Annotated in this window: 19 protein-coding genes; 10 read left to right on the top strand and 9 right to left on the bottom strand. The window is 70.7% G+C overall.

Features of this window, described 5'->3' with window-relative positions; translation table 11 throughout:
• The first annotated feature begins 225 nt into the window (after positions 1–225).
• Positions 226–1,974 (top strand): FG-GAP repeat domain-containing protein, encoded by a 1,749-nt coding sequence (locus tag MUN74_RS04750; protein ID WP_244855267.1) that lies wholly within the window; start codon positions 226–228, stop codon positions 1,972–1,974.
• A gap of 67 nt (positions 1,975–2,041) precedes the next feature.
• On the opposite strand, the gene MUN74_RS04745 is transcribed toward MUN74_RS04750, so the two are convergent.
• Both MUN74_RS04745 and MUN74_RS04740 read right to left on the bottom strand, forming a co-directional pair.
• Complete coding sequence (locus MUN74_RS04745; RefSeq protein WP_244855266.1) at positions 2,042–2,773, bottom strand: hypothetical protein; 732 nt, start codon at positions 2,771–2,773, stop codon at positions 2,042–2,044.
• Complete coding sequence (locus tag MUN74_RS04740; RefSeq protein ID WP_244855265.1) at positions 2,770–3,453, bottom strand: TetR/AcrR family transcriptional regulator; 684 nt, start codon at positions 3,451–3,453, stop codon at positions 2,770–2,772. The genes MUN74_RS04745 and MUN74_RS04740 overlap by 4 nt, the downstream gene beginning before the upstream one ends.
• Before the next feature lie 101 nt (positions 3,454–3,554).
• Between MUN74_RS04740 and MUN74_RS04735 the strand changes: the two genes are divergently transcribed.
• The 4 genes from MUN74_RS04735 (at position 3,555) to MUN74_RS04720 (ending at position 5,774) form a co-directional block, all read left to right on the top strand.
• Positions 3,555–4,598 (top strand): NAD(P)-dependent alcohol dehydrogenase, encoded by a 1,044-nt coding sequence (locus tag MUN74_RS04735; protein WP_244855264.1) that lies wholly within the window; start codon positions 3,555–3,557, stop codon positions 4,596–4,598.
• Positions 4,599–4,724: 126 nt separating this feature from the next.
• A complete protein-coding gene (locus MUN74_RS04730; RefSeq protein WP_244855263.1) occupies positions 4,725–5,198 on the top strand; it encodes an SRPBCC domain-containing protein in 474 nt (157 codons plus the stop codon).
• Entirely contained in the window at positions 5,195–5,512 is a 318-nt protein-coding gene (locus tag MUN74_RS04725; RefSeq protein ID WP_244855262.1) for an ArsR/SmtB family transcription factor, read from the top strand. The genes MUN74_RS04730 and MUN74_RS04725 overlap by 4 nt, the downstream gene beginning before the upstream one ends.
• Positions 5,513–5,612: 100 nt before the next feature.
• Complete coding sequence (locus MUN74_RS04720) at positions 5,613–5,774, top strand: hypothetical protein (protein ID WP_244855261.1); 162 nt, start codon at positions 5,613–5,615, stop codon at positions 5,772–5,774.
• Between the two features lie 21 nt (positions 5,775–5,795).
• On the opposite strand, the gene MUN74_RS04715 is transcribed toward MUN74_RS04720, so the two are convergent.
• Both MUN74_RS04715 and MUN74_RS04710 read right to left on the bottom strand, forming a co-directional pair.
• Positions 5,796–7,112, bottom strand: a complete 1,317-nt coding sequence (locus MUN74_RS04715; protein ID WP_244855260.1) for a glycosyltransferase — start codon at positions 7,110–7,112, stop codon at positions 5,796–5,798.
• Between the two features lie 59 nt (positions 7,113–7,171).
• A complete protein-coding gene (locus tag MUN74_RS04710) occupies positions 7,172–7,624 on the bottom strand; it encodes an Lrp/AsnC family transcriptional regulator (protein WP_244855259.1) in 453 nt (150 codons plus the stop codon).
• A gap of 104 nt (positions 7,625–7,728) precedes the next feature.
• Between MUN74_RS04710 and MUN74_RS04705 the strand changes: the two genes are divergently transcribed.
• The 3 genes from MUN74_RS04705 (at position 7,729) to MUN74_RS04695 (ending at position 9,901) form a co-directional block, all read left to right on the top strand.
• A complete protein-coding gene (locus MUN74_RS04705) occupies positions 7,729–8,403 on the top strand; it encodes a LysE family translocator (RefSeq protein ID WP_244855258.1) in 675 nt (224 codons plus the stop codon).
• Positions 8,404–8,460: 57 nt separating this feature from the next.
• Positions 8,461–8,754, top strand: coding sequence for a hypothetical protein (locus MUN74_RS04700; RefSeq protein ID WP_244855257.1), 294 nt, complete (start codon positions 8,461–8,463; stop codon positions 8,752–8,754).
• Between the two features lie 70 nt (positions 8,755–8,824).
• Complete coding sequence (locus tag MUN74_RS04695) at positions 8,825–9,901, top strand: winged helix DNA-binding domain-containing protein (RefSeq protein ID WP_244855256.1); 1,077 nt, start codon at positions 8,825–8,827, stop codon at positions 9,899–9,901.
• Positions 9,902–9,949: 48 nt separating this feature from the next.
• Here the strand turns inward: MUN74_RS04695 and MUN74_RS04690 are convergent, their stop codons facing one another.
• From MUN74_RS04690 to MUN74_RS04675, 4 genes are all read right to left on the bottom strand, one after another.
• Positions 9,950–11,137 carry a low temperature requirement protein A gene (locus MUN74_RS04690; RefSeq protein WP_244855255.1) on the bottom strand — a complete coding sequence of 396 codons (1,188 nt, stop codon included), beginning with the start codon at positions 11,135–11,137 and terminating at the stop codon, positions 9,950–9,952.
• Positions 11,138–11,210: 73 nt separating this feature from the next.
• Positions 11,211–11,882 carry a CatA-like O-acetyltransferase gene (locus MUN74_RS04685; protein ID WP_244855254.1) on the bottom strand — a complete coding sequence of 224 codons (672 nt, stop codon included), beginning with the start codon at positions 11,880–11,882 and terminating at the stop codon, positions 11,211–11,213.
• A 125-nt stretch (positions 11,883–12,007) separates the two neighbouring features.
• Positions 12,008–12,610 carry a 2'-5' RNA ligase family protein gene (locus MUN74_RS04680; RefSeq protein ID WP_244855253.1) on the bottom strand — a complete coding sequence of 201 codons (603 nt, stop codon included), beginning with the start codon at positions 12,608–12,610 and terminating at the stop codon, positions 12,008–12,010.
• 19 nt (positions 12,611–12,629) lie between these two features.
• Positions 12,630–13,277: a TetR/AcrR family transcriptional regulator gene (locus tag MUN74_RS04675; protein WP_244855252.1), complete on the bottom strand. Its 648-nt coding sequence runs from the start codon at positions 13,275–13,277 to the stop codon at positions 12,630–12,632.
• Between the two features lie 154 nt (positions 13,278–13,431).
• On the opposite strand from MUN74_RS04675, the gene MUN74_RS04670 reads away from it, so the two are divergent.
• A complete protein-coding gene (locus MUN74_RS04670) occupies positions 13,432–14,124 on the top strand; it encodes a hypothetical protein (protein ID WP_244855251.1) in 693 nt (230 codons plus the stop codon).
• A gap of 148 nt (positions 14,125–14,272) precedes the next feature.
• Positions 14,273–15,865, top strand: a complete 1,593-nt coding sequence (locus MUN74_RS04665) for an ABC-F family ATP-binding cassette domain-containing protein (RefSeq protein WP_244855250.1) — start codon at positions 14,273–14,275, stop codon at positions 15,863–15,865.
• Positions 15,866–15,950: 85 nt separating this feature from the next.
• Here MUN74_RS04665 and MUN74_RS04660 read toward each other — a convergent pair whose 3' ends face one another.
• Positions 15,951–16,937: a hypothetical protein gene (locus MUN74_RS04660; protein WP_244855249.1), complete on the bottom strand. Its 987-nt coding sequence runs from the start codon at positions 16,935–16,937 to the stop codon at positions 15,951–15,953.
• Positions 16,938–16,973: the final 36 nt, after the last annotated feature.

Raw genomic sequence — 16,973 nt, 5'->3', positions numbered from 1 at the left:
ACCCCTTTGTTCGGCCCGTCGCTTCGGCGGCAACGTTACGCCGGTCGCGCCCACTGGTCGAGTGGACCGGTGGACTCGCGGGCCGGCGTGCCGTTCGTCGCGGCCGAACCCCCCGAACGGGGGTGAGTTCGACGGCGCGTCGCTCGCCTAGGGTGAATCGACCCGACCGACTGGAGACCACCGGTGAACCCTGCTGAATCGGTGCGCCGCGTCCGCGGCGCTCGCATGTTCGGACTGCTTGCCGCGCTGACGGCGGCGGCGCTGATCTCGACGATGTCGCCGACCCCGGCCGACGCCGTCGAGGCGACGACCGTGTCCGTGAGCGGCATCGCACGCCTGGGCGGCGCATCGCGGGTCGCCGGAGCGGGCGAGGTCAAGGTGATCGTCACGACGAGTCCCTACTCGGATTCCGGGCCGTCGGCCCTCACCGCTGCCGACGGCAGTTTCGTGATCCCCGACGTGCCGGTCGGCGCTTACGCCGGCGTGAAGTTCATCAACCTGGGCGCGACCGACTCGCTGAACGGCTGGTACGACGGAGAGGCCTGCGGCTCGGAATGCCCGTGGATCACGTTGAGCGCCGACGTGGTGCTGGATCACACCCTTCCAGCGGGCCGCGGCCCGCAGGGCGTCGTCCGGAACACCGCAGGTTCGCCGCTGCGCGGCATCATGGCGACGCTGCAACGACGAGACGCCGTCAATCCCGTCTGGTACGAACAGCAGGTCGTGACCACCGGGGCCGATGGCCGGTACCGGTTCGCGCAGGTCTTCGACGGCATCTACCGGATCGTGTTCCGCGATCCCGCCTCCGTCTACGCGACGCAGAACCAGGCGGGCACCGCGCCCGACGACACGTCGAAGGTCATCGACATGCGGAACGGCGCCGTGCCGGCGGCCATCGACGTGAAGCTGCGGCGAGCCGGGAGCCTGTCCGTCCAAGTCAAGACGCTGGGCCTGCTCCCGGCATCGAGCACGTACTACCTCGACCTCGAGCGCCGGACGTCGGACGGCGCGTGGCGCATCATCGAGGAGGACGTCGTGGTCTCGGCGAGCAAGTCGACCTTCGCTCGACGCGGGCTCTACCCGGGCACGTATCGGGTGAGGGGTCATGTCTCGGGCGGTGGCTTCGAACAGGTGAAGATCAGCGCCTTCGCCATCGGCGAGGGGGCCGCCGTCACGGGAACCGTGACCTTCAAGACGGACGAGAACGGGCCGAATCGCGACTTCTCCGGCGACCGTCGGCCCGATGTGCTCGCGATCAGCAAGACGGGAAGTCTGCTGATGTACCCGGGGCGATCCGACGGGAGCCTCGCGTCGTCGAAGGTGATCGGCTCAGGGTGGACGGCCTTCGATCATGTCTTCGCGGTCGGCGATTTCTCGGGCGACGGTCTGCCCGACCTCCTCGCGCGAGACCGCACGGGCGCGTTGTGGCTGTACCGGGGCAACGGCGTCGGCGGGTGGCGCGGCGGGGGCATCAAGGTCGGCACGGGGTGGCAGGGGTTCACCGCGATCTACGGCGCAGGCGACTTCAACGGCGACGGCGCCAACGACGTCATCGCGCGGGACACCGCCGGACGCCTCCGCCTGTATCCGGGCAACGGCTCAGGCGGCTTCCGTGCCTCGTCGCAGATCGGGTCGGGATGGGGGAGCTTCAAGACACTCATCGGCGACGGTGACATCGACGGCAACGGCACGGACGACACGCTCGTCGTGTCGAACTACCTCGTCCCCGCGAGCGGGCGGCCCGACCTCGTCGTGTATCGCGCCACCGGTACCGGCTCTTGGATGTCAGGGTCGAAGGTCATCGGCTACGGCTTCTCGCCGTACAACGTCGTGCTGGGCGCGGGCAACCGCGCGGTGATCGCGCGCGACACGAGCGGGCGACTGTGGCGCTCGACATCGCCCGACTGGGGCGCGCCCTTCGGTGCACCGAAGCAGATCGGGACGGGGTGGTCCACGCTCAGGTTCGTGCGCTGATCGCCGATCGCGACCGGCGCGAGTCGTGAGCGCGGCGAGCGTGTCGAGACCAGGGCGGATGCCGCAGCTACAGGTACCGCACGATCATGAGCGCGATCACGAAACCCACGACGGCGCTCATCACCCAGCCGATCGCCGCGCCGAGGTACCAGGCCTGCACGACCGCGAACCGCGTCCGCTCGCTCGAGTCCGCCGGGAGCCGGCGGACGCGGCGGTCGGTGAGCCAGAGCACCGGCACGATGAGCGCCGCCATCAGCAGGAACGCCCCGAACTGCAGGGCGAGCCACCACGAGCGGGCGCCAGCACTCGCCGCATCGAGCGCGCCGAGCAGGGCGAGCGTGACCTGCTGCGGGCCGCAGATCGCGAGCAGCGCGGCGGCCCCGACGAACAGGATCGCCGCTCGTGCCCAGCGCTCGCCGACGGTGAGCGGAACCTTCGGCACGGGCGCGGTCGGTTCGGCGCCCCAGCGCATCGACTCGTCGGGCCGGCGCGCGCGGAAGTGCCAGACCTGACGCTGCGCCCCGTACGCCGTGATCGGCCACAGCACGAGCGCGACGAGCGCTGCGGCGAGCCACGCGAAGATCTCGTTCGCGGTGAACGGCCAGTCGAGCCGGGCGCCGAGCACGACGAGTCCGATCCACGCTCCGAGGCAGAGCGGCATGCCGACTCCGACCGCGAGCGCTGCCCAGGCGAGTTGCTTCGCCACCGACCGCCTGGCCGGCGTGGCCGGCCGCGCCGCGTTCGTCTGCTCCGAGGCGGTGGCGGTCGCGGATGCCTCGGGGCCGGCGTCGCTCGTCAACGCTCCGCCGCCCGGCGCCGCTCGAGGCCCTCGAGCACGAGGTCGAGTCCGAACTCGAACTCGGTCTGGTCGTCGCACCAGCCGAGCGTCGAGTCGGGGTCGTCGTGCACGACGTCGGCGAGCATGGCCGCGAGGTGCGGCGCGAGCGCGGCGAACGCCGACGGGTCGGCCGGGGGCTCGGCCGCGTTGTCGTCGTTGAGCTCCTGCACGAATCCGTACATGCGGCTGCCGATCGCGTGCAAACCGTGGTGGATCAGATCGTGCGAGAGCCCTCCGGCGCGCATGATGCCCACGATGCCGTCGGCGTAGCGGATGGCGAGCAGCCCGGGCGTCCCGCGTGCGTTCATGACGCCGGGTGCCCAGGGATGCCGCAGCAGCACGCTCCGCGCGCCGAGGATGCGTTCGCGGAGCGTGGGAGACCAGTCCGAGGCATCCATCGATCGCGGCGGGGTGAAGCCGCCGACCTCGGCTTCGATCTCGGCGAAGACCTGCTCGACGAGGCCGTCGAGGATCGCGTTCTTGTTGGGCAGGTGGTAGTAGATCGACATCGCCTCGACGCCGAGTTCGTCGGCGAGTGCGCGCATCGTGAGTCGATCGATGCCCTCGCGGTCGGCGATGCGCAGCGCGGTCTGCAGCACGCTCTTGCGGCTGAGGGGCGTTCGCGCGGCGGTTCTGGGCACAGTTCACCGTACAACGTCAGGTAATTGTCGCGAAGGTCTGGACACGCGCAGTGCGGCGGCGTATCTTACGTCGTAAGACTTACAACGTAAGGGAGACGATGATGTCGATCGCAGCACAGCCGGAGGAGACGGCCGCCGAGGCGGCAGCGACGACGAGCGAAGCCACGATGCGCGCCGCCTACCTCGATCGATTCGGGCCGCCCGGCGTCGTGGGCGTCACCAGAATTGCGAAGCCCGAACCCCGGCCGGGGGAGCTGCGCGTGCGCCTGCGCGCCTCGACCGTGAGCGTCGCCGACCAGCGCCTGCGCAGCCGGCGTCTGCCGCGCGGCTTCAGCCTGATGGTGGCGCCGACCGTCGGCCTCTTCCGGCCGCGGCAGCACGTGCTCGGCATGGACGGCGCCGGCGTCGTCGACGCCGTCGGCACCGGGGTCACGCGGTTCGCCGCGGGTGACGAGGTCATCGTCATGCGGGGGTCGCGCATGGGCTGCCACGCCGAGTACGTGACGATCGCCGCCGACGGCGAGGTGGCGCCGAAGCCCGCGAACCTCGACTTCGACGAGGCCGCCGCGATCGTCTTCGGCGGGCACACCGCAGTCCGGTATCTCGATCGCGTCGCGATCGGACCGGGCAGCGAGGTGCTCGTGAACGGCGCCTCCGGCGCGGTCGGTTCGGCGGTCGTGCAGCTCGCGGCGGCACGCGGTGCGAACGTCACGGCGGTCACGAGCGGCGGCAACACCGAGCTCGTGCGCTCGCTCGGCGCGCGCCGCATCATCGACTACACGCGCGAGGACTTCGCGGCGCCGGGGGAGGCCGGTCGCTACGACGTGATCGTCGAGTGCGTCGGCAATGCGCCGTTCACGCGGGTGGCGCACCTGCTGCGTCCCGGTGGTGCGCTGCTGCTCGTCATCCTCGACCTGCCCGGTCTGCTCTCGGCGAAGCGCCAGGCGCGGCGAAGCGGCCTCGTCGTCGACCACGAGGGTGGACGCATGGGCGCAGCGGGCATGGAGCGGCTCGCCGCGCTCGCCGAGTCTGGCGTGTTGCGTCCCGTGATCGACCGCACCTACGCACTCGACGAGGTCGTCGAAGCGCACCGCTACGTCGATGGCGGGCACAAGCGGGGGAGCGTCGTGCTGCGGATCGGCTGATCCGAAGAAATGCAACTCTGCGGTTGCGCTCTGTGATGGATCATGCAACTATTGGGTTGCAGGTGATCATTCGATCGCCGCGACATCCACTCAGCATCCGCTGGAAGGAGCGCGATCATGGTGAGCATGACCGACAACGAAGCATCCGTCATCGACGAAGGCGCCTTCACGGTACGACGGACGATCCGCATCGCCGCCCCCCTCGAGAAGGTCTGGCGTGCCGTCACCGAGCCCGAGCACATCTCGCGATGGTTCGGGCGGACGGTGCTCGACGGCGCGGGGGTCGGCGCCACGGGCGCGATGACGTTCGAGGGGTACGGCGTGATCCCGCTGCGCGTCGAGGCGATCGACGCCCCGCGCTCGGTCTCGTACCGCTGGGGCAACGACGACGCGGCCGACCGCCGGCCCGACGTCGTCGACGAGGCGACGACGACGGTCTTCACATTCACCCTCGACGAGGTCGACGGCGGCACCGAGCTCACGGTCGTCGAGACCGGCTTCGACCGCACGAGCAACCCGGCGTCGAACATGGCCGACCACGCGCAGGGCTGGGTCGAAGAGCTCGACAAGCTCGTCGCCCTGCTCGAGGGCGAAGCATGAGCTCAGCGACGCTGGTTCCCGTGTTCGCCGCCTTGGGCGACGAGACGCGCTGGAGCATCCTCGCGGCGCTCGGCGAGGGCGACGCTTCGGCGTCGGCCCTCGCCGAGCGCTTGCCCGTGACCCGCCAGGCGATCGCCAAGCACCTCGCGGTGCTCGCGGAGGTCGGCCTGGTCGAGCCCGTGCGGGTCGGCCGCGAGGTGCGCTATCGCGTGCTCGGCGCCGAGCTCAGTGCGACCGCCGCCCGTCTCGACGCCGTCGGCCGTGAATGGGAGCGTCGCCTCGCCGCGATCAAGGAGATCGCGGAGGGGTTGTGAGGCTGCGTTCCCCGCAGTTTCCCAGATACCCCCGGGGTATTGTTTTGAGTGGGTTGCGAGCGCCCGGCTCGCCCCTCACCCGAACCCCTGGAGGAATCCCATGTGCAGTGCCGTGACGTGTCGCAAGTGCGGCAAGACGACGTGGTCGGGCTGCGGCCAGCACGTCGACCAGGTGATGCGCGCCGTGCCCCGCAACGAGCGCTGCGCGGGTCACGAGAACGAGCCGTCGACCGGGTTCTTCGCCCGCATCTTCGGGCGCTGAGCCCGCCGCCCGGGCCGTGCGTCAGGTGCGGCGGGCGCCTGCAGGCGGCTCCACCGGCGCCCGGTTCGCGTCGATCCGCTCGAGTTCGTCGAGCAGGGCGCCGCTTGCGGCATCCCGTCTGATCGCGGTGCCGAGTCGCTCCGCCGCGAGCCGCAAGCGCTCGTCCCCGAGCACGTCGGCGACCGCCTCGGCGATGCGCGCTGACGAGGCCTGGCGAGGCACGGTTAGGCCGGCGCCCCGTGCGGTGACCCGCACGGCGTTGTCGACCTGGTCGCGGCCGTGGTGCAGCACGACGAGCGGGCAGCCCGCGGCCAACGCCTTCATGACCGTGCCGTGCCCGCCGTGCGTCACGACGACGGCCGCGTCGCGCATGGCCGCGGCATGCGGGGCGGATGCCTCGACGACGACGTTCGCCGGAGCGTGGAGTGCCTCGGGCTCGACTGCGGGGCCGGTCGTGACGAGTCCGCGCACTGGCAACGTGCCGAGCGCATCGGCGATGCGCTGGAGGCAGTCGGTCTGGTTCTGGAACGTCGACGACATCGCCACGAGCACGAGCGGGTCATCACCGGGCGGCGGCGTCCACGCGGGGTCGGCCGCCCAGGCGGGGTCGTCGAGCACGGGGCCCACGTAGCGCACGTTCGGCCCGAACTCGCCTGCGAAGTCGAACTCGGCCGAGGTGAGCACGAGCTCGCGCCGGGCGTGGTGCACCTGCTCCCAGGTGGTGCCGATCGGCGCGAGTCCGTATCGCGCGCGTGTCTCGTTGAGCGCAGGCAGCGTGTACCCGTCGAGCAACCGGCTCGTCATGGCGTTCGCTGCGCGGTCGCGAAACGACCCGAAGGCGCCGCGCATCGGCTTCATGCCCGCGCCGCCCGGCGGCCGGCCTGCGACGGGCGCGATGTAGACGTTCGGCATGAGCACGTCGAACGGGATGCCGCGGGCTTCCGCCCCGATCATCGCGCCGAGGGTGAAGAACGTGGTGACGACGAGGTCGGGGTGATCGGCGCCGATCGCCGCGAGGGTGTCGTGCGCGTGTCCGGCCGCGGGGCCCGAGAGGTAGTGGTCGGCCATGCCGCGGGCGAGCTCGAGCGGGTTGCGGATCGCCCAGTCGCGGTACGCGTCGGTCGGCACCGCGCTCCAGGTGCGCACCGTGGCACCGGTGCGGCGCGCCGCCTCGAGCATGCTGGCGTCGACGATCGCCGTGACGCGGTGGCCGCGCTCCACGAGCCGACGCACCACCCCGAGTTCAACGGGCACCGTGCCGCCGCCGTCGGCGAGGGCGAAGAGATACGTGTGCGCGGTGGCTGCGCCCGGCGACGCTGCCGGGATCTCGATGTTCATGCGCGCGAGCCTAGGAACGGCGTCGGGTCGCGGCATCCGGGCTGCCGCTGAGAACGGCGTCAGATCGGCAGCGGCCGGTCGTCGACGATGGTCTTCATGACGAGCGTGGAGGCGACCCGGCGCACGCCGGGGAGCGCCGAGAGGCGTTCGTCCCACAATCGCTGGTACGCGGCGAGGTCGGGCACCGCGACGCGCAGCAGGTAGTCGGGATCGCCGAAGAGGCGCAGCGCCTGGATCACCTCGGGGATCTCGGCGACGGCGGCATCGAACGCCGGCACCGTGGCGCGGTTCGCCTGCTCCATCGTGACGAAGACGAGCGCGCCGAAGCCGAGCCCGACCCGGTCGGCGTCGATCACGGCTCGGTATCCGGTGATCGCGCCCGACTCCTCGAGCGCGCGCAACCGGCGGTGCGTCGGCGACATGCTGAGCTGCACCCGGTCGGCGAGCTCGGTGAGACTCAGCCGGCCGTCCAGCTGGAGTTCGGCAAGGATTTTCCGATCAGTGGCGTCCATGGGGTGGATTCTTCCACGACAGGTGCTGCGTCGGGCTGAATTCGGCAGCGGCTTCCAACGCGAGTCGCATACGTTCGAGGGGCCCGAATGAAGGAGGCCCCGGAATGGACGTACAGCTGCTCGTCGCGTGCTCGGTCATGATGACGCTCATGGTGCTGCTGCCCGGCCCCGACTGGGCCTACCTCATCGCCGCGGGCACGAGCGGCCGCAGCATCCTGCCGCCGATCGCGGGCGTGCTGCTCGGGTACCTCGTCGTAGTGGCCGCCGTCGCGGTGGGCGTCGGTGCCGCCGTCGCCGCGGTGCCGTGGGTGATCGTCGTGCTCACGTTCTCGGCGGCCGCCTACCTCGTCTACCTCGGCGTGCGGGTGCTGCGCGATCCGCCGGTCGTCGCCGCCGCGACGGATGGGCGAGCGGAGCTGGACGCGAGCGCCGGCCCGGCGCCGGTCGCGGCATCCGACCGCCCGTGGCTGCGCCTCGCGCAGGGCGCGGGCGTCAGCGGGCTGAATCCGAAGGGCCTGCTCGTGCTCGTGGTGCTGCTGCCGCAGTTCACGGATGACTCGGGGTCGTGGCCGATCCCCGTGCAGCTCGCCGTGCTCGGGCTGATCTTCGTCGGCTGCTGCGCCCTCGTCTACACCGTCGTCGGGTTCGGCGCGCGAGCCGTGCTTCGCTTGCGGCCGTCGGCGATGAAGGTCGTCTCACGGGTGTCGGGGGCGGCGATGATCGTGCTCGCCGGCGCGCTCGTCGTCGAGCAGGTGCCGCACCTCGCGGGCTGGGCGTGATCGGGCGGGTCGTCCGGAGAGCTCGTGATCATGGGCATGTACCGGACGGCGGTTGCCATGAACGCCGACTGGGATGAGCATGGTCTGATGTCACTGCGACCGGGAGGTGCGAGTTTGAAGCGATTTCCCCATGGGCTCGTCTCGATCGGTGCGGTCGTTCTCGGGATCGTGGTGATCGCGGTCACGTTCCTGATTCAACTGCCTCGCATCCACGACGTCGACGTCAACGGCGGCGTCGACTACACGACCCCCGCGGAGTTCGCCTTCTCGCTCGGCGGTGTCGCACTCGTCGTGGCGGGCCTCGTGTACGGCTTGATCTCGCTCATTCGGTGGTCCGGTCGGCGGGAGTGATCTCCGTCGCAGTGCCTCGCGGCCGGCAGCGTCGAGACCGATCGACACCGGCCCGCCGTACGCTCGGAGCATGATCACCGATCGCGACCTCGCCCGATGGCGGCTGCGCTCACAGTCGCTCGCCGCGCCGCTCGACGGGGCGGAGTCGGTCGTGCGATCACTCCTCGCCGTGCAGGCCGAGAACCCGGCGCAGTCGGCGTGGGCGGTCGCGACACGCACGAGCGACCCGAGCGTCGGAGATCTCGCCGGAGCGCTCGCGGGCGGGCGGGTCATCCGCACGCACGTCCTGCGGCCGACCTGGCACTACGTGCACGCCGACGACGTGCGCTGGCTCACCGAGCTCACCGCGCCGCGCGTGCTGCCGGTGTTCGACCAGCAGTTGAAGCCGCTCGCCGAGCACTTCTCCGCGCTCGCCGACGCGGTCGAGGCCACATTGGGCGCGGCATCCGACCGCACCCGAGCCGAGTTGGGCGCAGCGCTGGCCGAGCAGGGGTTCGAGCTGACCGGGCAGCAGCTCATGCTGGTCGTCGGGCGGCTCGAGATGACGGGGCTCGTCTGCAGCGGCGCGCCGCGCGACGGCGAGCATACGTATGCACTCCTGAGCGAGCGCGTCTCGGGCGGACGCGGGCTCGATCGCGACGAGGCGCTCGCCGAGCTCGCGCTGCGGTACTGCCTCGCTCACGGACCGGCGACCGAACGGGACCTCGCCTACTGGGCCACGCTCACGGTGACCGACGCGCGCCGCGGCATCGCGGCGGTCGCCGACCGGCTCGAGTCGTTCGAGCACGATGGGCGCACCTACTGGCACGCGATGGGTGAGACACCACCGGCGGGGCCCGCCGAACCCGAGGGTCATTTGCTGCAGGTCCTCGACGAGATGTACCGCGGCTACCAGGACTCGCGCTGGGTGCTCGACGGCGAGGGCATCGTGCCGCGCGAGCGTGAGACGGCGATCGGCATGGCGCTCGTCGACGGGCAACTGCTGGCCGCCATGAAGCGCACCGTCAACGCGAAGGCGGTCACCTTCGCGCTGCATCCGCATCGCGCGCTCGCTCGGTACGAGCGCGAGGCGATCGACGACGCGGCGGCGCGCTACGGGCGGTTCCTCGGGCTCGAGGCGCGGGTGCAGGTGGCCGGCACCGACTGAGGGCGCCGATGCGGCCCGGCGCGCGGCTCGGGCCGATGCGTGGCGCGCTCAACCCGTCGGCGTGACCGGCAGTCCCGCCTCGGTACCGGGCCCGACCGCGCGCTTGCGTCGATTGGTGAGCTCGGAGATCGCGACGATCACCCCGAGCACGACGGCCGCCGCGGCGATCGCGAGCTGCGCGTCGAGCACGAGGCTCGCGAGTCCGAGCGCGGCCGTGAGCAGCAGCGCGGGCACCGCCCAGCCGAGCACCGCGCGCAACGGCCGGCCGAACCGCAGCGAGACGATCGCGTTCGTCGCGTAGAAGATCGCGATGCCGCCGGCGAGGGCGAGTACGGATGCCTCGGGCAGCGGCTCGTGCGGATGGGCGATCGCCGCGGCGAGCGCACCCGAGATCGCGGTCACGCCGACGACGATCAGGAAGGGCAGGAACCCGACGGTGTCGCGGATCGCCCGGAAGTCGCCCGCCTCGCGCAGCGCGTCGAGGCCGGTGCGCATGGCGTCGGTGCCGTACATGAAGAACGACCACGCGAGCATCGAGATGACGCACAGGCCGAGCGCGGCGGTGACGCCTTCGGCGGCGCCCCAGTGCCCGCTCAGCGTCGCGACGCATACGAGCACCGACTCGCCGAGCACGATCACCACGAGCAGGCCGAATCGCTCCGAGAGGTGCTCTGTGTTCATGTTCGGCAGCACGCGGTCGGCCCAGCTGCGGCTGCTCGTGACGAGCAGGGCAACCTCGACGACGATGGCGAGGCCCCAGAGCGCGAACATCCATGGCACCGGCACCCAGATCGAGACGAGCCAGATGAGGGCGGTCGCGCCGTTGTAGGCGAGCACCCGCACCCGCGACGCCGTGCCGCCCGTGCGCCACGACACGGCGATCCAGAGCCCGAGCAGCACGAATCGCAGTGCGGCGTTGCCGGCCGCGAAGAGCCACGCGCGCTCGCCCGTGGCCTCGGGCGCGGCGACCGCGATCGCGCCGACCGAGATCATCGCGGCGAGCATCACGAGCGCGAGCTGCCGGCGGGTGAGCCAGGGCATCACGTTGACCGTGAAGGTCAGGTTCACCCACGACCACCACACCGAGGCGAACAGGGCGACGAACAGCAGCAGCCCCGACACCGTCGGATGCTCCTGCAGTCCGTGCGCGAGCTGCCCCACGAGCGCCACGAAGATCAGGTCAAAGAAGAGCTCCATCCAGTGCGCGCGGGATGGATCGCGATCGGGAACCGTCACGGGCACCCCCTCGTCCGGCGTGGCGTTGCTGCCGGACACGCTACGCGCGGTGCGCGGCCGTGTCACGCACCCGTCAGGCGGCGACCCATGAGGGATCGGCGAAGAGCTGTTCGAGCTCGCCGACGAGTCGAGCGGTGTGGAACCCGTCGGCCGAGGCGTGGTGGATCTGCACGGCGAGCGGCAGGAGGGTACGGCCGCCACGCTCGACGTACCGCCCGAGCGTGAAGATCGGCGCGAAGTGGTTCGACCCGCCGTCGATCTGCAGGGTGAACCCGGTGAAGCTCGTCCAGGGGATGCTCGAGACGTCGAAGCCGTTCGCGGGCAGCCCACCTTGCGGGAACATCTCGGTCGCGGTGGCCGCGGACGCGAGCACCTCGACCGCAGCGTCGTGGAAGCTCGCGAAGTCGGCGTCGTACGGCACCGACACGGCGGCGAAGGTCTCCCGCTCGGGATTGAACACCGTGAATGCCGGGTGCACGACCGGCCACGTGGCGGGTGCGCCGTCGTCGGTGAGCGTCATGCGGAACTCGGCGTGCCGGTTCACGACGTTCGCGATCGCCCAGATCTGCGACGGGTAGGTCTTGCGGGATGCTGCGCGCAGGGCGGCGACGAACGCGGTGACGTCGAGCTCGACCGTCATCGCGTAGGTGCACGGCACGCGGTGCCGGTAGTGCTCGAACGCCTCGCGGCGCGGCCAGGTGTCGAGGTCGATCGGCGTGGGCGTCGGCGGCGGGGTCGTCGGCATGCGTTCGATCCTCGCATCTACGACCTCGGGCCGCTCATTCCACCGCGGATGAATAACGACGTGGGCACCGAGCGGGCATGCTGCGCGGGGTGCTCGCCGTGACCGAGAGGGCGGTGACGGCGGGCTCAATCAAGCTCGGCAGCGAGAGCCGTTTTGGAGCCGAGCGGCAGCACCTCGGCGTGTTCGACGCCGGCTCGATACCAGACGAACTCGACCTCGGCGATGGTCTCTGCCGGCCCATCGGCGATTTCGCGCCGGCGGCGCTCGAGCGTGTCGCCCCACGCGCGTTCGTCGAGCGTGCCCGCGTACGCCAGCGACATGTGGAACACCCACTCGTCGAGCGGGAGCTCGCCGATGCGGTCGAAGTCCGTCGCATCCAGGGCGGTGGTCAGGCTCGCGTAGGCGTCGACGAGCGATGGCGAGCGCTCGGCGCGCGCGATGATCACCTGGAACGGCGGCGGGAACCCGTCGATCGCACGAACGCGCACGTCGACCGGCGGCTGCTTCGCGGCCCATGCTGCGAGTGCAGAGCGCAGCGCGTCGACCCGCTCGGGCTCGAAGAACCCGCGCAGCGTCACGTGTCCGGCATCGGGGTGGGTGATCGAGGCAGGCAGGCCTCGCAGCAGCGCCGATTGCTCGGCGTCGTAGAACTCGGCGACGGCGCCGGTGGGACGCAGCACCAGATACTGCTGGCCCTCGAGCGACTCGAGCTGGCGGGAGCCGGTCATGAACGGTCTGCGCATGCGCCTACCGCCCCCGCCCGCCCGCGACATGCGCCTCGATGCCGTCGAGGATGCGCGCCAGCCCGAACTCGAACCCGTCGGGCGAAGTCGCGTCACCGACGAATGCCGGGTCGCGCATGACGTCGGCCACCGCGTCGAGCCCGCGGGCGCGCAGCTGGACGTCGAGGAAGCCGCGCACGGCTCGTCGCCGGTCGGGATGCGTCACGCTCAGGGCGGGCGGAGTCGGGGCGTTGCGGCGGAGATTCGCGTCATACCGTGCGTGGCTGTCGAGCAGGTAGGCCGAGTACAGCACCTCGTTCGACGGCAGACCGGCCGGCCCGAGTCCGACGATCAGCACGTCGAGCCAGGCTGCGGTGTGCGGAGTCAGCGGAAGCGTCGTGGGCACGTCGAGCAGCCACGGGCGCGCGATGAATCGCTCGTGCAGGCGCTGCGACCACGTCGTCGCCGCGGCGCGCCAGTCGTCGGCGGGCAGCTCGGGAGCCGCGCCCCACGCCCGGTCGGCGACCAGTACGACGAGCTCCTCCTTGGAGTCGACGTAGCGATAGAGGGCGTTGGTCGTGACGCCGATGCGCGCCGCCACCTTCGGCAGGGATGCCGCGGCGATTCCTTCGCCGTCGGCCAGGTCCATCGCGGCCGCGACGATCTCATCCACGGTGTGCGCCGGCTTGCGGCCACGCCTGGTCGAGGTGTCGACGACGTCCCACGCGGAGGCGAGTCCGGGGGCAGGGCTTCGAGATCGACGTCGTCGGTGATCGGCATGAAAGAAATAGTAGACGGCTTACACAATTAACGTTACTGTGCATGGCATGAACAGTGCATCCCATACACAGATTCAATCCACCGACGCCGTTCGCCGCTGGATCGGCTGGGCCGCGGTCATCGGCGGCATCTTCGCCGTCGTCGAGCTGCCGCTCTACTTCGCCGTACCCGCGTGCCCCGTCGACGAGTGCGGTGTCGACACGGGCGCACTCATGCCCGACTGGCTGATCCTCACGCGCACGCTGCTCAGCTTCTTCGCGCTCGTCTCGCTGCTCGTCTTCATGAGCGGCGTGCGATTCCTGATCGCTCCGCGCGCGCCGCAGCTCGAGTGGTTCGCCGTCGTCGCGGGCACCACCGGCGCCGCATGGACGATCGTCGACCTCGTCGCCAAGGGCCTCGAGGGCGGCAGTGCGATCCTGGCCGACGAGTGGATCGACCCCACCCGCAGCGTGCCGACCTACCTGCTCTACGGCGCGATCACGCACCTGCTGCTGCTCGTGTTCAACGTCGCGTTCGGGTACGCCGTGCTGCGCTCGGGGGCGCTGCCCCGCTGGGTCGCCTGGTCCTCGTTCGTCTTCGCGGTGCTGCACGTCGCGGGCGTGCCGTCGATGTTCCTCGGCCACAATTCGTACGACTTCTACGCCGCGAACGGCTGGGGAGCGGTCGCGACCTTCAACGGCATCAGCGTGATCTGGCTCGCGATCGTCGGCATCGCGGTACTGCGCACGCGACGTCCGTGACCGAGAGAGCGAGCGAGGCGGATGCCTCGACCGACGCCCGGCCTGCACGCAGGCGCGCTCGATAGAGTGGGGCGCCGGCTCGAGGCATCCGTCTCGCCGTTCTGGAAACCCCTGCGAACCGCACCGCACCCCGAAACCGAGGACCCCCGTGAGCCTGATCCGCCTGAACGACGTGAGCATCGAGTTCGACGGGCGCACCGTGCTCAAGGAGGCGTTCCTCAAGCTCAAGCAGGGTGACCGGGTCGCGCTCATCGGCAAGAACGGCACGGGCAAGTCGAGCCTGCTCGAGGTCGTGCTCGGCCGGCGCGAGCCGTCGGGCGGTACCCGCGACGTCACGCTCGGCACGACGATCGGGTACTTCTCGCAGTTCTCCGAGCTCGACGGCGAGCAGAGCATCGCGCAGACGCTGAGCGCCCACTTCGCCGACGTGCACGAGACGCAGGCGCGGCTCGACGAGATCGGGCTCGCGCTCGCCGAACCGATGCCCGACGACGAGATGACCCGCCTGCTCACCGAGCAGGGCGAGCTGTTCGAGCGCATGGACCACATCGGCGGCTGGACCTACGAGACCACGATCGACACCGTGCTCACCCGGCTCGGCTTCGACGACGAGCGCCGCAACCTGCCCGTCGACCGGCTTTCGGGCGGCTGGCGCAACCGGGCTGCGCTCGCGCAGATCCTCGTGCAGGCGCCCGACGTGCTGCTGCTCGACGAGCCCACGAACTTCCTCGACCTCGACGGCGTCAAGTGGATCGAGAACTGGCTGCAGTCGTTCGGGGGCGCCGTGCTCGTCGTCTCGCACGACCGGCAGTTCCTCGACGGCGTCGTCGACCGCATCATCGAGATCGAGAACTACCGCCTGCAGGAGTACGAGGGCGACTACTCGGCCTACGTGCACGCCAAGCAGTCGCGGCTCAAGATGCTCGAGAAGCAGTTCGCCCACGAAGAGGAGCTGCTCGCCTACGAGCAGGCCGCCGCGTCCGCGCGCCGAGAGGCCGCGCGCAACCCGTCGAACGCGGTCGCCCGCCGGCTCGCCGACATCAAGAAGCGGCAGGCGCCCCGCCCGATCGACCAGATCATCACGTCGATCTACGACGGGCTCAAGGTCTCGAACGACCTGCTCACCGTAACGGGCCTCACGAAGGGCTTCGGCGGCGCGCCGCTCTTCGAGGGCGTCTCGTTCGACCTGCAGCGCGGCGACCGGGTCGCGATCATCGGCTCGAACGGCTCGGGCAAGTCGACCCTGCTCGACGTGCTGACCGAGGATGCCGCGGCCGATGCCGGCTCGGTGCGCTGGGCGAAGGGCGCCAGGTTCGTGTCGTACAACCGGGTCTACGCCGAGCTCGACCTCACCGACACGGTGGGCCACGCCGTCAACGCCTACCCCGACTCGCTCGCGTTCACCGCGACGAAGAAGAGCGTCGGGCGGTTCCTCGCGATGCTGCAGTTCTCCGACGCCGACCTGCAGCAGAAGATCGGCAACCTGTCGGGCGGTCAGAAGGCGCGCGTCGCGATCGCGCAGTGCCTGCTCTCTGGCGCTGCGGTGATCGTGCTCGACGAGCCGACCAACCACCTCGACATCACGTCGACCCAGGTCATGGAGCGGGCGCTCACGCACTTCCCGGGCGCGGTCGTCGTGGTGTCGCACGACCGGTTCTTCGTCGACAAGCTCGCCGATCGCCTGCTCGTGTTCGAGGGCGGCGGGCGCGTCGTCGAGAAGCCCGCGACCGGGGCTCTGTAGGGGGCCGACGCGCGGGGCGTCCGATGAGTCGGACTCGCCCTCGTCGCGCGTTCGCCCCGGCGCCGCCGCTCGGCTGAGATCCCCGTCAGTCGTCGCCGCGGTGCTTGTCCGCTTCGGCCTCGTGCCAAGCGCGCAACTCCGATTCGGGCAGTTCCACGAGCGATCCGAAGACGGCTGCCACGTCTTCCGCGGTGGCGCCGGAACCGGCGCGGACCTCGACCCACCGGTCGTCGTCGAGGCGCGTCCCCGCGACGAGGCGATCCGTCGTCGCCCACCCGCCGTCGATGATCTCGCAACGACCTGCGAAGTCGGCCATGGTCTCGTCGCCCTCGAAGCCCTGACCTCCGCCGCCGACGACGCGCCAGCAGGCGAACCCGTCGGGGTCGGCAGTGCCGGGGTTGCCGGTCGGCGTGGTCGTGATCGAGAGTTCGTGCCCGTTGCGATCGACGGTGACGCCTGCGGCGTCGTTCGACGACGACGTGAGCTCGGCAGTGGTGCCGCCGAGGTCGGTGCTGATCGGATCGACGAGCGACTGGAAGAGCTGTTCGCGCAACGCCGCCTCGCGTTCCTGCGCTTCGGCGGCCTGCTGCTGCACGTCGGTGACGATCGGCACGACCAGTGGCACGGCGATCGCGACGGCGCAGATCGCCCCGGCGAGGCGCCACCAGCGCGGCAGCGCGAGCATCGACAGTGCGCCGGTGGCGACTCCGATGACCGCCTCGGCGGGGAGGCCGAGCACCCGGTCCAGCGGAATCTCTCCGCTGGACCGGACGGCGATCGCGATGCCGGCGACCGGAACGAGCGCGAGCAGGACGGCTGCAAGGAGATGTCGTCGACGGTCGACCGCGCGCAGTGCGAAGAAGAACCCGGTGATGCTCGCAGCCAGCACCCCGACGACGATGACGACCCCGGCGAGGTTGCCGAACAGAACGACGATGAGGGAACTCGCGTACAGTCCGGCGGCCATCCACCCCGCGAGGCCCAGACCGATCGGAATGATGACGAGCAGTGCCGGATGCGGTGGCGGTGGCGTCGGCGCATGCCCCTCGTCGGATCGGCTGGCTGACGTCATCGTGTTCTCCGTCCGGGTGGAGGATCCGGCTTCGTA

The organism is Agromyces sp. H17E-10 (genome assembly GCF_022919715.1).
Classification (GTDB): Bacteria; Actinomycetota; Actinomycetes; order Actinomycetales; family Microbacteriaceae; genus Agromyces.
The sequence above is the reverse complement of the archived record's forward strand: the minus strand, read 5'-3'. Positions and strand labels throughout refer to the sequence as shown.